This window comes from Hafnia paralvei ATCC 29927 (assembly GCF_001655005.1).
GTDB classification, from domain to species: Bacteria; Pseudomonadota; Gammaproteobacteria; order Enterobacterales; family Enterobacteriaceae; genus Hafnia; species Hafnia paralvei.
Genome location: NZ_LXET01000038.1, coordinates 83,508 through 95,804 on the forward strand (window position 1 = coordinate 83,508; position 12,297 = coordinate 95,804).

Consider the following 12,297-nt stretch of genomic DNA (forward strand, 5'->3'; position numbering starts at 1 on the left):
TCTGCAAGTGTTTATGTATAATAAAAATTGATCTGATAACGAAATGCGGGAGATGAGCACATGGAAACCGATCTGAAATATTCCCTAATGACGACGGTTGCTGCTTTGGCAGTTATTGTTATCTTTAGCTTTGTAGCAGCGCTGCACTGATTTAAAGACGTGTTGGAATCTTTAGTTATTAACATGACTAAAACAAAAGGCGGTCAATCGACCGCCTTTCTTATATACGTACGTTAAAAACTTATGCCAAGTTTTTAGCGACGAATTCCCAGTTTACCAGAGCCCAGAAGTTCTCTAGATATTTAGGACGCGCATTGCGGTAATCGATGTAGTAAGCGTGTTCCCAAACGTCCACGGTCAGCAGTGGTTTGTCGCCGCTGGTCAATGGGGTTGCTGCGTTTGAGGTATTAACGATAGCTAAAGAACCGTCCGCTTTTTTAACCAGCCACGTCCAGCCAGAACCAAAGTTGCCCACGGCAGATTTAGTCAGTTCTTCTTTGAAGGCTTCGAAAGAACCAAAGGCTTTGTTAATGGCGTCTGCTACTGCGCCAGTAGGTGCGTTGCCGCCTTTTGGAGACAGGCAGTGCCAGTAGAAGGTATGGTTCCAAACCTGAGCGGCGTTGTTAAAGATACCGCCAGTAGAGGTCTTGATGATCTCTTCCAGTGATTTACCTTCAAACTCGGTGCCTTTGATCAGGTTGTTTAGGTTTACCACGTAGGTGTTGTGATGCTTACCGTAATGGTATTCCAGAGTTTCTGCGGAGATGTGCGGCTCGAGTGCGTTTTTTTCGTATGGTAATGCAGGTAATTCAAAAGACATTGCTCTCTCCTATTATTGATCTATTTTGCGATGAAACAGTTACACGCAAGTGTTTTATGTTTCATGCATCACACTAACGTTAACGTCAGTGTGCGGGTTTTTAAATTTGAAACGATCTTGTTGTGCTCTTGTTATGGGGATCGATTTTAGCAAGTTTTGAGTCTAATAACAGGCTAAATTTTGCTTTTTGGTTATCAATTGATGAATTGTCCATCAGTAACACTGCGAGACATCAAGGTACGAAGGAAGGATATTGAGAAAGGAGAGGGGAAATTACAGGGATTATCCGTTATATGAATAAATCCCTGTTGCTTGGCATATCTAACGAATTGTTTTTGGCGTCATGACACGGCGAGCACCCACATAGTGACCCTGCCAATAATCGTTATCCAGATAACTGATACGAATTTGTTCACCAGTGCGCGGTGACTGGATGAATTTACCTTCACCCATATAGACACCCACATGATCGGCAGCGCCACGGTTGTTAATGCGGAAGAAGACTAAATCGCCTTTTTGTAACTCAGTTTTCTTCACCGGAGCTGCATCGCGCAGATGATACATCTCGTTAGCTGTGCGTGGGATTTTGATACTCAGCAAATCTTGATAGGCATAGTAGACTAAACCGCTGCAATCGAACCCGGTGCTAGGTGATGAGCCTCCCCAGCGGTAGGGTTTGCCAACCTGATTCATCAGCTTGTTCATCGCGGTCTGTTTAGCATTCTGGTAGCGCTTTTTATGCTGTGGACTCAAACGGATTGGCTTGCCATCAACGATCTCAACATTATTCTGATTTAGCGCGAGCTTAGCCAATTCATTTTTGCTGTTTAGTTTGCCGCGTTGACGACCATAGCTCTTTTTATTGCCGACATGCGCAAGCGTTGCGGTTCTGGCGCTTGCCTTTTTTTCAGCAGATTTTTTATTTGGTTTAGATAGAGAGGCTAATACCGCTTTATCAATTTTCTTGCTGTTGGCTTTATTACGAGCAACTTCACGATTGCGGGCAAATTTGCTGGCTAAAGCGCTATTCTGCGAGGCCGACTCTTTTTTAGCGTTTTGTTTTTTACTCGCGACTGTTTTATCGCTGCTCTTTTTGTTTTTAGCGGTAGAAGTCGTTGGCGTTTTTTCTTTTTTGCTAGCCGCAGGCTTTCGCTTTTTACGATCGGCGGCTTCGCTACTGGTCGTGTGCGACTTTCGCTGATCGGCAACGACTTTATGCCCCGGAGAGGCATTGGCGGCATTAGCAAATAGCTGAGTAAACAGCAGAACAAAGAGTGCGATATATAGACGCATTGGTAGGTTCCAGGCTTTGTCCCAAGAAAAAAACATGGCAAACAGTATTAAATAAACAACAGGAACAGAACAGCATTCATTTCCGCTATTTATATTCTCTTTGTGACTAAATGTTACAAGAGTTAAATCGGATGCTGTTTTGAACAAATTCTGCTGTAAATCTAAACACGAACCAAACGGATATAGCATAGCATGTTTTTAGATTAAACTGAGCTTAAGCGATAAGGGATCGAAACACCTCAGAAATACCCCTATAAAAGATGGCGTTTTTTTCTAAGAGCGTCGCTGCGTACAATCCAGTACAATAATTTGATATGCACTTGCATGCTGTCTGCATAACACTGGTTAGAGGAAGTAAAACAAAATGACAATGACCACTATTGAAAAAATTCAGCGCCAACTTGCTGAAAACCCAATTATTTTATACATGAAAGGTTCGCCAAAATTGCCGAGCTGTGGTTTTTCTGCTCAGGCCGTTCAGGCATTGTCTGCGTGTGGCGAGCGTTTTGCCTATGTCGATATTTTGCAAAATCCTGATATTCGCGCCGAATTGCCAAAATATGCTAACTGGCCAACCTTCCCACAATTGTGGGTCGAAGGTGAGCTGGTGGGCGGCTGTGACATCATTATCGAAATGTACCGCGCCGGTGAATTGCAGCAGTTGATTAAAGAAACTGCGGCGAAGCATCCCGCTCAGGAAGAACAGCAATAGTGATATTGTTGTCGCATAAAACAAAGGCGCCTTAGGGCGCCTTTGTTATTTTGGGTGCAGCTTACAGCGTCATTGCAGCGATCCAGCCGAAGGCTAACAAGGGTAGGTTATAGTGCAAGAATGTAGGAACAACCGAATCCCAAATGTGATCGTGCTGACCATCCATATTTAAGCCCGAAGTGGGGCCGAGCGTTGAGTCTGAGGCGGGGGAACCTGCATCGCCAAGTGCACCGGCTACGCCGACAATGGCAATTGTCGCCATCGGTGAAAAACCAAAAGCGATACACAATGGAACATAAATTGCGGCGATAATTGGCACCGTCGAGAATGAAGAGCCAATCCCCATGGTGATGATCAGTCCGACGAATAGCATTAAAAAGGCCGCTAAACCGCGATTATTACCGATCACGCTCTCAATCGAAACAACCAGCGTTTCAACGCTGCCGGTGGCTTTAATCACTGCGGCGAATCCTGATGCGGTGATCATAATAAAGCCAATCATCGCCATCATATGTACACCGCGGGTGAAAACATCCTGAGTTTCTTTCCAATGAATGACGCCACCCGCGATAAAGACCATGAACCCCACCAGTGCGCCGAGCACGATGGAGTTGGTCGCCAACTGAACACCTAATGCTGCGAGTATCGCTAGACCGGCCACCCACAAGTGACGTGTTTTTACGCTTTTGTGCTCTGGTTCTGCAGCAAGAATTTTGCGCTCGCTGTAGCGGCGTGGTTTACGATAACTGAAAAATACGGCTATCAGCAGCCCAACAACCATGCCTAATCCCGGTAGCAGCATCGCGTGAGGAACTTGTGACGCTGTCACGTTTAGGCCGTTGCCGTTCAAATTCTTTAACAGAATATTGTTCAGGAAGATGCCGCCAAAGCCGATGGGCAATACCATATAAGGCGTTATTAAACCAAAGGTCAGCACGCAGGCCACCGCACGGCGATCGAGATTCATGCGTGAAAACACGTGGAGCAAAGGGGGGATCAAGATCGGGATAAATGCGATGTGAATGGGGATCAGGTTTTGCGACGAAATAGCGATGAGAGAAATAATCAGCAGCAAACCGTACTTAAACCAAAATAGTTTACTGGCGCTTGGCTGATGCCCCATTCGGGCAATGACTTTCTGAGCCAATATATCGGTGATACCCGAACGGGAGATAGCAACGGCGAAAGTCCCTAGCATCGCGTAACTTAGTGCAATTTCAGCGCCACCACCGAGACCACCGCTAAAAGTAGTTAGGGTCGTTTCAAGAGTGAGTCCGCCAACCAGACCACCGGTAATAGCCGCAAAGATTAACGCGATAACCACGTTCACCCGCATTAAACTCAGTAAAAGCATCACCGTGACGGCGACAACAACAGCGTTCATAGACGTCAATGTCCCAGAGTTCAAAAATTATAAAACACGTTTAATAACATTTTTTTCGCATTAACACGACAAAAACAAGAATTAGCCGGAGTGGGAGGGCATAGCTCAAGGGTTGTATAGACAACTAAATTAGAGGAAAAGCCCGCTAGATAGCGAGCTATTAATCTTTATTCAGCGCTTTCTTCCGCATTGGCGGGCAGAGGCCATCCACCCATACGTTTCCAGCGGTTTACCAATTCACAAAACAGCGTTGCCGTCTGTTCTGTATCGTAGAGCGCGGAGTGTGCTTGGGTGCTGTCAAATGGGATATTGGCGGCAATGCAGGCCTTAGCCAGCACGGTTTGACCTAATACTAGCCCGCTCAGCGCGGCAGTATCGAAAGTGGCGAACGGATGGAAAGGGTTGCGTTTTAAGCCAACGCGCTCAGCCGCGGCCATCACAAACGAGTGATCAAAGTGGGCATTGTGCGCCACAATGACGGCACGATTACAGTCGTGTTCTTTAATGCCTTTACGTACGGCTTTGAAGATGGCGTGTAAGGCTTCGTATTCGCTGACCGCACCGCGCAATGGGTTTTCCGGATCAATACCGTTGAATGCCAAAGCTTCAGGAACCAGTACGGAGCCAACAAAAGGCTCAACGTGAAAATGAAGTGTTTCGTCGGGCTCTAACCATCCATCGTCAGTCATACGTAATGTGACTGCCGCAATTTCAAGTAGCGCGTTGGTGTTGGCATCAAAACCTGCGGTTTCGACATCAATGACAACAGGATAGAACCCGCGAAAGCGCGCGCTCAGCGTATTTAGATTGGTGGTTTCAGCCATGTTCAACTTCTGGTCTATGGAATGCAGCGCGCATTATGGCAAATTTTTACGTAGTTTGCAGTCCGCAAACGCGGTACGAGCCTCATTCATGCATCAGATAAAAAAGCGGACGCTAAGGCGCCCGCTCGGTTTTTGCTCAAACCACATGGGTTTGATACGTTCTGGTACTTAGGATTAGTTGCCTAAACCCGCGCCAGCTTGTTTGTTTTCGATCAGCTCGATTTTGTAACCATCTGGATCTTCAACAAAGGCGATAATGGTGTTGCCGCCTTTTACCGGACCCGCTTCACGAGTGACTTTGCCGCCAGCCTGACGAATGCTTTCGCAGGTTGCTGCAACATCATCGACGCCCAGCGCAATGTGACCAAATGCTGTGCCCATCTCGTAGCTTTCAACGCCCCAGTTATAGGTCAGCTCAATCACAGAACCGGTACTTTCATCGCTATAACCGACGAAGGCCAGAGAGTATTTATACTCTTCGTTTTCACTGGTACGCAGCAGGCGCATGCCTAAAACTTTGGTGTAGAAGTCGATGGAGCGTTGCAGATGACCGACGCGCAGCATGGTGTGTAGTAAACGCATAATTTCCCTCTGAAAATCGAAACGGCTTGCTTTACAAGGTATAGAACATTGTAACAGCGTACATTCAGCGATCAATAAAAGGTCGGCATTAATCGCGAGCGATGTGGTGACAAGAAATGGGAAAACCCTCTGACTGAGTGGAGGCGGCCAGAGGGTTGGCATATATTCCCGTCATTGGGATATATGCCGAAGTATTACAGCGTTGGGTAATCTGTATAGCCTTCAGCGCCACCACCGTAGAAGGTCTCAGGCTGTGGCGTATTCAATGATGCTTTTTTCTCTAAACGTTCAACTAAATCTGGGTTGGCAATAAAGTTACGTCCAAAGGCAACTGCGTCGATCAGACCTTGATTAATCAGCGTTTCCGCTTTTTCTGCGTTGTATCCACCGGAACCAATAATGATGCCGCTGAAGTTTTCACGTACCGCCTGACGGAACGCCTCTGAATAAGGCTTGCCACCGGCCCAATCTGGCTCAGAGATATGCAAATAAGCAATTTTTCTCTGGTTAAGCTGACCGATGAGATAAAGCGCAGCTTCTTCCTGGTCTTCACCGTTATCCAGCCCGTTAAATGGCCCCAATGGTGAAATGCGAATACCTACGCGGCCAGCGCCAGATTCGGCAATAGCAGCATCAACCACCTCGAGCGTTAAACGCGCACGGTTTTCAATAGAACCGCCATATTGGTCGGTACGTTGGTTAGATGCAGGAGACATAAACTGATGCAGGAGGTAGCCATGTGCCGCGTGCAGTTCGACCAGATCAAAACCGGCCTTGCTCGCCAGCGCAACGGCGTGGCGGAAATCGTTAACGATGCCAGGGATTTCGCTGGTTTCTAAGGCGCGAGGTTCCGAGCAAGGAACACGTACCCAATGGCCGTTTTCATCTCGAACCGTGGTGCGAGTGTCAGCGGCGATAGCTGATGGTGCAACCGGAGGCTGATTGTTCGGCTGGAGACTGTTATGAGAGATACGGCCTACGTGCCATAGCTGTACCGCGATATGACCGCCATGTTGATGGACTCCCGCAACGATTTTTTTCCACGCATCCAATTGCTCTGGTGTATGTAAACCGGGCGCGCCGGCATAGCCTTTTGCTTGAAACGAAACCTGAGTTGCTTCTGTGATAATTAAACCGGCGCTTGCACGCTGGTTATAGTATTCGCCCATCAATGGGGTTGGAATATCGCCCGGTTCTTTGCTGCGTAGGCGTGTCAGCGGAGCCATGAAAACTCGGTTAGGCAAAGTGACATCACCAACGGTGACAGGCGTGAATAACTTTTCGATTTTCATAGTGAATCCTGTGGCGGTGTAACGCGTCAATGCACGCTACGAAGTTTAAATGAGCTCGTTAGACATGATGCATACGAAACAACGAGGCTTGGGCAAAGACTAATAGACCGGTTGGTCTAAGTCAATACACGCGCAAATACTTTATGATGAAATTATTTAAAGCGAAGGTTTTTTAAGCGGCGATAATACGAAGAAACCCCACAGGCTGGGGAGTTGCAGCCTGTGGGGCGAAGAGTGAAGGGCATTAGCGTTTAGTAAGCGGCAGTAAACTGCTGCTTGATAAATTGTGGTTGCTCAATTTCATTGAGGATCGCGACGGCCAAATCTTGGACTGAAATATTGGCGGGCGCATCTCCATTCATTAGCAATGAAGTCGTACCAAGACGGAAATGTCCGGTACGTTTGCCCGGTTCAAGCATGGCTGCAGGGCATAATACCGTCCAATCCAGTTTGCTACCGGCGCGCAATTTGTTGCGCAGTTCACGAGCGCCTTGTGCACCCGGACGAATTTCTGCTGGGAACTGTGGGGTATCGATGAGTTCGACGCCCGGAGCGACTTCTAGGCTGCCCGCACCACCGACCACCAGAAAGCGTTTCACCCCTGATTTTTCCACGGCGGTCAAAATGGCATCACTGCCTTTCACGAAGTTGGCATACAGATCGGGGTCAGTCCAGCCGGGGTTGAATGCGCTGATAACGGCATCGACACCTTTCAGCGTTTGTGTTAGCCAATCAACGTTAGTCACGTCGCCAAGTGCAATATGCAAACGGTCTACATCTGGCAAATCTTTCTGGCTGCGAGCGATAGCAGTCACTTCGTGACCACGTGCTAATGCTTCATCAACGACAACACGGCCGACAAAACCGGTGGCTCCAATAATGGCAAGTTTCATGGTTATTTTCCTCTGCTTAGGTTGCGATAGGGCTACTTTAGACCTTAACAATTCGGTTGATAAGTGGCATATTCAAGCTTACTTCTTTAAGTAAAACTTCAAGATAACAAGGCTGATTGATGGACAAACTCAACAGGATGGCCGTTTTTGCCGTTGTGGTTGCGGAAGGCTCTTTCAGTGCAGCAGGGCGGCGTCTGGGGATGAGCCCATCGGCGGTGAGTCAGCATATGCGCACTTTAGAGCAAGATCTGAGGGTGACACTCTTGCATCGCTCTACCCGGAAACTTACGCTTACCGATGCAGGAGCCGCTTTTTATCCAGGCTGCAAAGCGATGCTGCATGAAGCTAGTCAGGCAGAGCAACGATTGGCCGAAATGCGCGATACGCTAGTAGGCGAGTTGCGTATTGCGACCACGATCGGCCTCGGCGGCGCCCCATTAGCGCAGGCATTAGCCCCTTTGTTACAGGCTCATCCTAAGCTTAGTCTGAGAATCTTAGCCAACGACGAAATTATCAATTTAATTGAGGTTCGCGCGGACATAGCTCTGCGGGTTAATCGCCAACTGGATGATGCTTCTTATATCGCCCACCCGTTAGCTGTTTGGCCTATGGTGCTGTGCGCTTCTCCCCGTTATTTAAATCGCTGCGGGATACCTGAAACGCCCGATGAACTTAGCCAACACCAGTGGCTGGTGAATACCAATGAGGCTGTTCCTGCTTCGATTGAACTACATAGGAACAACGGAGAAACGCGTAAAATTTCTCTGCCTGATATTGCTACAGGCAGTAGCAGTATGAACGTATTACGCGCATTTACGTTGGAGGGGATAGGCGTTTCTATACAGCCGCTTTATGAGATTGAGTATGAGTTAAAGCGCGGTGATTTGGTGTTGTTGTTACCTGAGTGGCGCCCCGCGCCTCTGAAGCTGCATGCGTTGACGTTAGAGAGAGTTCATACGGAAAAAAGCCGTCAAGCAATGCAATGCTTACGCGATTATTTCCAAAATTATCAGCAACGTTGAATAACAAATGATAATAAATTTGCCCTGAGCTGGGTTTACGTCTTCACTTATATCTGTAAGCAGGAGGTTTGCAGTGGCCCAGCAACTTGAGTTCTTTGAGATCCCTAGCCCCTGTCGGGGTATTTGTCAGTCCGACGAGCGCGGCTATTGTCGCGGCTGCATGCGCAGCCGAGACGAGCGTTTTAACTGGATAAAACTGAGCGATCCGCAAAAGCGTGATGTCCTGCGCTTGTGCCGACAGCGATGGTTGCGCCAACAGCGCAATGATAAATCCGATCCATCCCATCAGCCTGAGCAACCATCGCTCTTTTAACTCTTTATTGACTTGTTAGACGCTGACGTCACCACTTTCTGCTGCAGCTGTGAAAGAGAACAGTACAGACGCCATACGAGTCCGGCCAAATCTCGGCCACTCTGATCCGGATGGTGAGACAAAACGTCGCTGATACGTAATAGTTCATTCAAGGTTTTATCCAGAGAGTCATGCTGAATACCTTTTTCTGTCATGATGCCTTTGAGACAGTGAATACAGACGTCACGGACCGCGGAAAGGGGGTCGGAACGGGTTTGCCAATCACGCAGTTGCCAAACGATGTGGCTACAATTCAGCAGTACCACCCCCCAGCGCAGCACCCAGATACGCGATAGCTCATCTTTACTCTGATTTAATTGACTGATGCGATGGTAAATACGTGATTCGAACTGGCTTTCGCTTTGCTGAGGTCTACGGCTGATCTGATCGATAAAATCACGACGCAGTGCTTGAATAATCCTGCGGCTTTTCCGTTTATCAGAACTGGGGCGCAGAATTTGAAACGCTACTGCAGCTAGCAGCACACCGCAAATCTTGGCGATGTTTTCGTTGACAAAACTTCCATAGTCATATTCCGGCGGGTTAGTGACCAGCAAAAAAGATCCCATAAAGACGATGAGCTGCCCCCAGAGCGCGGCTGTTTTTGGGTTTTGTAATTTCAGTAGCTGCATCGTAAGCAAAACAGGTAACAAGAAGGCACAGAAGACCCAGAAATCATCGATTTGAATCATTAGGCCGAATTTAGCCAGATAGCAGCCAATAGACAGCAACACCATCGCTTTAAACAGCGTCGTTAGGCTGGTCATCGGTGACGCCGATGTGGAGTACAGCACACAGGTAATGGCGGTAATAGTCAGCGCCGCCGATCCCGCATCCCACTGAGTATTCATCCAAAATGCGCAGCCAACAACCAGCGCGATAAAGGTGCGTAGTGCGTTGTAGGCTGATTCCATACTGTCGGTATGACGCGCGATACTATGCACTTTGGGGGGAGAGAAGGTCTCTTCCGGCGATGATTTTTCAACGTGTCTTATCCAACGACTGCCCTGCAAATAGAGCCAGCAAAAATAACGTAGGCGAAGGTAAAAAGAACGCAGACGATAGTCACTTGGGTCATGTGGATAGATACGACTGAGGATTTTGGCCAAGCGATATTTATTGGTCTCGGGGTTCTGAAGTTCTTTGATGATCGCTTGCAACACATCCTGCAAAAATTCTGGGCGATCGGGCCAATTGACCAGCATTCGCCGAATGCTTGAGATAACACTGGTCAGACGTAGCTGCTGGTGAAGTAAAAAGTTTAGCACATTGTTGCGGCTACGCAGGCGATGGTTACTCCAGAAAGCCTGAATGCGCAAAATGTTCATTGTGAGGATCTGACCAATTAACCCCTCATGCGATGCACGCATTTCTGGCGTTGTTTCTGGGTGCCAAAGCATAGTTGCATGCTCTAACAGACGTTGGTGCATGCGTCGTAACGACGTCAGAAGGTTAGTGCCGTCGGAGGTGCTGGGGAGAATCATCATCATAAAAGCACCACAGAGCAGGCCGGTGATCACTTCGCATACGCGCGCCTGTGCAATATCAAAGATTTGCATGGTGTCGGTTGATTCGGCGGTTGAGAAGGCAATGATCGCGGCGGTGTAGCCCGCTAACGCAAAAGCATAGGCGACGTTATTTTGATAATGATTGGAAACGTAGGTGCAAATTGCTATCCACGCGGCAATAAATAGCGTAAATAGCCACGGATCGTTGAGACATTGGCCCGCAATGAGTACAGAAGCCGCAGCGCCAAGTAAGCTACCGGCAATACGACCAATGCTCTTACTGATCACGCCGCCGACGGTTGGGAAACTCACCACCGCGGCTGAAGTAAAGGCCCAATAAGGTTCATCAAGATCGAGTAAAAACGCCACCCACAGAGCAAGGCACATCGCTATTGCATTGCGTAAGGCATAACGCCATTGTCCCGCATTGGCCTTTGCCCATGGCGTGTTGCGCCAATCTAGCCAGGATATGTTCACAATTCTATCCCGTTAGTTAGCGCGAACGGTAATTGTGCAAGTGGTGCCAGCCACCAGCAAAACGTCTTTAGGAACATTTTCCAGTTTTATTCTGATCGGCACGCGTTGAGCAAGGCGTACCCAAGGAACGTTAGGTTTTACGTTAAGTAGCATATTATCGCTACTGTCTACGCTTTGGTCGTAAATCGCGCGCCCAATACTTTCAACGCTCCCATGGAGTGGGATATTTCCGTTATATAGAGTTATATCAACGTTATTTCCGATGTGTATATGCTTTAGCTTAGTTTCTTCGAAATATCCCATAACATAAAACGAATTAATATCAATAAGAGCCACAAGGGGTGAGCCAATAGAGGCATAATTCCCGACTCGAGTTTGTAAATTAGTTATAAAACCACTGACGGGCGCATAAATATTAGTATGCTGTAAATTCCACTTAGCCTGTTCCAAATTAGATTGCGCGGATTTATAATTAGCTTTCATTGCCTGCGCATTTAAATTTGCTTCGTCGAGATCTTCCGCAGAAATCACGTTGCGGGGCAGATTGCCGCGTCGAGCTGCTTCATGAGTGGCCTTAGCCAGATCGGACTCTGCTTTTGCCATGGCGGCATTGGCGTTGCTAAGTGCAATTTCAAAGGGTGTCGGGTCTAATGAAAATAGTAAATCGCCTTGTTTTACCTGTTGGTTATCATTGATATTTACGTTGATGATTTTTCCAGATACTTCTGGTGTAATATTGACAAGTTCAGCCCGGACTTTTCCGTCGCGAGTCCAAGGTGATTGCATATAATAATTCCAGGCCCACCAGCCTGCGGTGATCGCTATTGCACAAACTATAACCGTTGAGAAGTAGCGTAATGTGTTCAGTTTCATATTATTTTACCAACTGGTTAATAGCCAAAGACTGGCGCTGACACAAATGACAAAAATTGACAAATCCATCAATGTTGGGTGCCAAATATCGCCCGAATAAATAGTATCGCGAAATATACGGTGGATTAGCAGCCAAAAAACAATGCCGAGCAGAACTGCTTTAAAAATAGGCGGAAAATAGAGCGAAGCGCCTAAGATGAGATCCTGTAAGGGCGAGCCCTGAGAGGAGGAGATGATGTCCATGTTTACCACTCCTGATCCATTA

At 47.6% G+C, this 12,297-nt stretch carries 14 protein-coding genes; 4 read left to right on the forward strand and 10 right to left on the reverse strand.

The annotated features are described in order from the left end of the window. Positions 1-60 precede the first annotated feature (60 nt). Positions 61-150 (forward strand): cytochrome bd-I oxidase subunit CydH, encoded by a 90-nt coding sequence (gene cydH, locus M988_RS22820; RefSeq protein ID WP_020303734.1) that lies wholly within the window; start codon positions 61-63, stop codon positions 148-150. 91 nt (positions 151-241) lie between these two features. Here cydH and sodB read toward each other — a convergent pair whose 3' ends face one another. Both sodB and M988_RS09205 read right to left on the reverse strand, forming a co-directional pair. Beyond that, positions 242-820, reverse strand: coding sequence for a superoxide dismutase [Fe] (gene sodB / locus M988_RS09200; RefSeq protein WP_008813581.1), 579 nt, complete (start codon positions 818-820; stop codon positions 242-244). A gap of 321 nt (positions 821-1,141) precedes the next feature. After that, on the reverse strand, positions 1,142-2,113 hold the full coding sequence (locus M988_RS09205) for a C40 family peptidase (RefSeq protein WP_064573792.1): 972 nt from the start codon (positions 2,111-2,113) through the stop codon (positions 1,142-1,144). 364 nt (positions 2,114-2,477) lie between these two features. On the opposite strand from M988_RS09205, the gene M988_RS09210 reads away from it, so the two are divergent. Continuing rightward, a complete protein-coding gene (locus M988_RS09210) occupies positions 2,478-2,825 on the forward strand; it encodes a Grx4 family monothiol glutaredoxin (RefSeq protein ID WP_004095076.1) in 348 nt (115 codons plus the stop codon). A 61-nt stretch (positions 2,826-2,886) separates the two neighbouring features. Here the strand turns inward: M988_RS09210 and M988_RS09215 are convergent, their stop codons facing one another. From M988_RS09215 to M988_RS09235, 5 genes are all read right to left on the reverse strand, one after another. Then, positions 2,887-4,209 (reverse strand): Na+/H+ antiporter family protein, encoded by a 1,323-nt coding sequence (locus tag M988_RS09215; RefSeq protein WP_061060020.1) that lies wholly within the window; start codon positions 4,207-4,209, stop codon positions 2,887-2,889. A 167-nt stretch (positions 4,210-4,376) separates the two neighbouring features. Further along, a complete protein-coding gene (gene rnt, locus M988_RS09220; RefSeq protein ID WP_008813578.1) occupies positions 4,377-5,033 on the reverse strand; it encodes a ribonuclease T in 657 nt (218 codons plus the stop codon). A 174-nt stretch (positions 5,034-5,207) separates the two neighbouring features. Continuing rightward, entirely contained in the window at positions 5,208-5,615 is a 408-nt protein-coding gene (gene gloA, locus M988_RS09225) for a lactoylglutathione lyase (RefSeq protein ID WP_008813577.1), read from the reverse strand. A gap of 194 nt (positions 5,616-5,809) precedes the next feature. Next, complete coding sequence (gene nemA / locus M988_RS09230; protein ID WP_064573794.1) at positions 5,810-6,907, reverse strand: alkene reductase; 1,098 nt, start codon at positions 6,905-6,907, stop codon at positions 5,810-5,812. Between the two features lie 251 nt (positions 6,908-7,158). Further along, on the reverse strand, positions 7,159-7,800 hold the full coding sequence (locus M988_RS09235) for an NAD(P)-dependent oxidoreductase (RefSeq protein WP_064573796.1): 642 nt from the start codon (positions 7,798-7,800) through the stop codon (positions 7,159-7,161). Positions 7,801-7,919: 119 nt separating this feature from the next. Between M988_RS09235 and M988_RS09240 the strand changes: the two genes are divergently transcribed. Together M988_RS09240 and M988_RS22370 are read left to right on the forward strand one after the other, a co-directional pair. After that, complete coding sequence (locus M988_RS09240) at positions 7,920-8,822, forward strand: LysR family transcriptional regulator (RefSeq protein ID WP_064573797.1); 903 nt, start codon at positions 7,920-7,922, stop codon at positions 8,820-8,822. 73 nt (positions 8,823-8,895) lie between these two features. Then, positions 8,896-9,135 carry a DUF1289 domain-containing protein gene (locus tag M988_RS22370; RefSeq protein ID WP_020303736.1) on the forward strand — a complete coding sequence of 80 codons (240 nt, stop codon included), beginning with the start codon at positions 8,896-8,898 and terminating at the stop codon, positions 9,133-9,135. Here the strand turns inward: M988_RS22370 and M988_RS09250 are convergent. The 3 genes from M988_RS09250 to M988_RS09260 are packed head-to-tail and all read right to left on the reverse strand — an operon-like array spanning position 9,132 to position 12,275. After that, positions 9,132-11,159 carry an FUSC family protein gene (locus tag M988_RS09250; RefSeq protein WP_008813572.1) on the reverse strand — a complete coding sequence of 676 codons (2,028 nt, stop codon included), beginning with the start codon at positions 11,157-11,159 and terminating at the stop codon, positions 9,132-9,134. The genes M988_RS22370 and M988_RS09250 overlap by 4 nt on opposite strands. 12 nt (positions 11,160-11,171) lie before the next feature. Then, entirely contained in the window at positions 11,172-12,032 is an 861-nt protein-coding gene (locus M988_RS09255) for an efflux RND transporter periplasmic adaptor subunit (protein ID WP_061060024.1), read from the reverse strand. 6 nt (positions 12,033-12,038) lie between these two features. Then, positions 12,039-12,275: a DUF1656 domain-containing protein gene (locus M988_RS09260; protein ID WP_004095095.1), complete on the reverse strand. Its 237-nt coding sequence runs from the start codon at positions 12,273-12,275 to the stop codon at positions 12,039-12,041. Positions 12,276-12,297 lie beyond the last annotated feature (22 nt).

What these genes read in the sequence shown, in the direction of transcription:
- cydH (WP_020303734.1), top strand. Translation starts at nt 61, where the DNA reads ATGGAAACCGATCTGAAATATTCCCTAATGACGACGGTTGCTGCTTTG.
- sodB (WP_008813581.1), bottom strand. Translation starts at nt 820, where the DNA reads ATGTCTTTTGAATTACCTGCATTACCATACGAAAAAAACGCACTCGAG.
- M988_RS09205 (WP_064573792.1), bottom strand. Translation starts at nt 2,113, where the DNA reads ATGCGTCTATATATCGCACTCTTTGTTCTGCTGTTTACTCAGCTATTT.
- M988_RS09210 (WP_004095076.1), top strand. Translation starts at nt 2,478, where the DNA reads ATGACAATGACCACTATTGAAAAAATTCAGCGCCAACTTGCTGAAAAC.
- M988_RS09215 (WP_061060020.1), bottom strand. Translation starts at nt 4,209, where the DNA reads ATGAACGCTGTTGTTGTCGCCGTCACGGTGATGCTTTTACTGAGTTTA.
- rnt (WP_008813578.1), bottom strand. Translation starts at nt 5,033, where the DNA reads ATGGCTGAAACCACCAATCTAAATACGCTGAGCGCGCGCTTTCGCGGG.
- gloA (WP_008813577.1), bottom strand. Translation starts at nt 5,615, where the DNA reads ATGCGTTTACTACACACCATGCTGCGCGTCGGTCATCTGCAACGCTCC.
- nemA (WP_064573794.1), bottom strand. Translation starts at nt 6,907, where the DNA reads ATGAAAATCGAAAAGTTATTCACGCCTGTCACCGTTGGTGATGTCACT.
- M988_RS09235 (WP_064573796.1), bottom strand. Translation starts at nt 7,800, where the DNA reads ATGAAACTTGCCATTATTGGAGCCACCGGTTTTGTCGGCCGTGTTGTC.
- M988_RS09240 (WP_064573797.1), top strand. Translation starts at nt 7,920, where the DNA reads ATGGACAAACTCAACAGGATGGCCGTTTTTGCCGTTGTGGTTGCGGAA.
- M988_RS09255 (WP_061060024.1), bottom strand. Translation starts at nt 12,032, where the DNA reads ATGAAACTGAACACATTACGCTACTTCTCAACGGTTATAGTTTGTGCA.
- M988_RS09260 (WP_004095095.1), bottom strand. Translation starts at nt 12,275, where the DNA reads ATGGACATCATCTCCTCCTCTCAGGGCTCGCCCTTACAGGATCTCATC.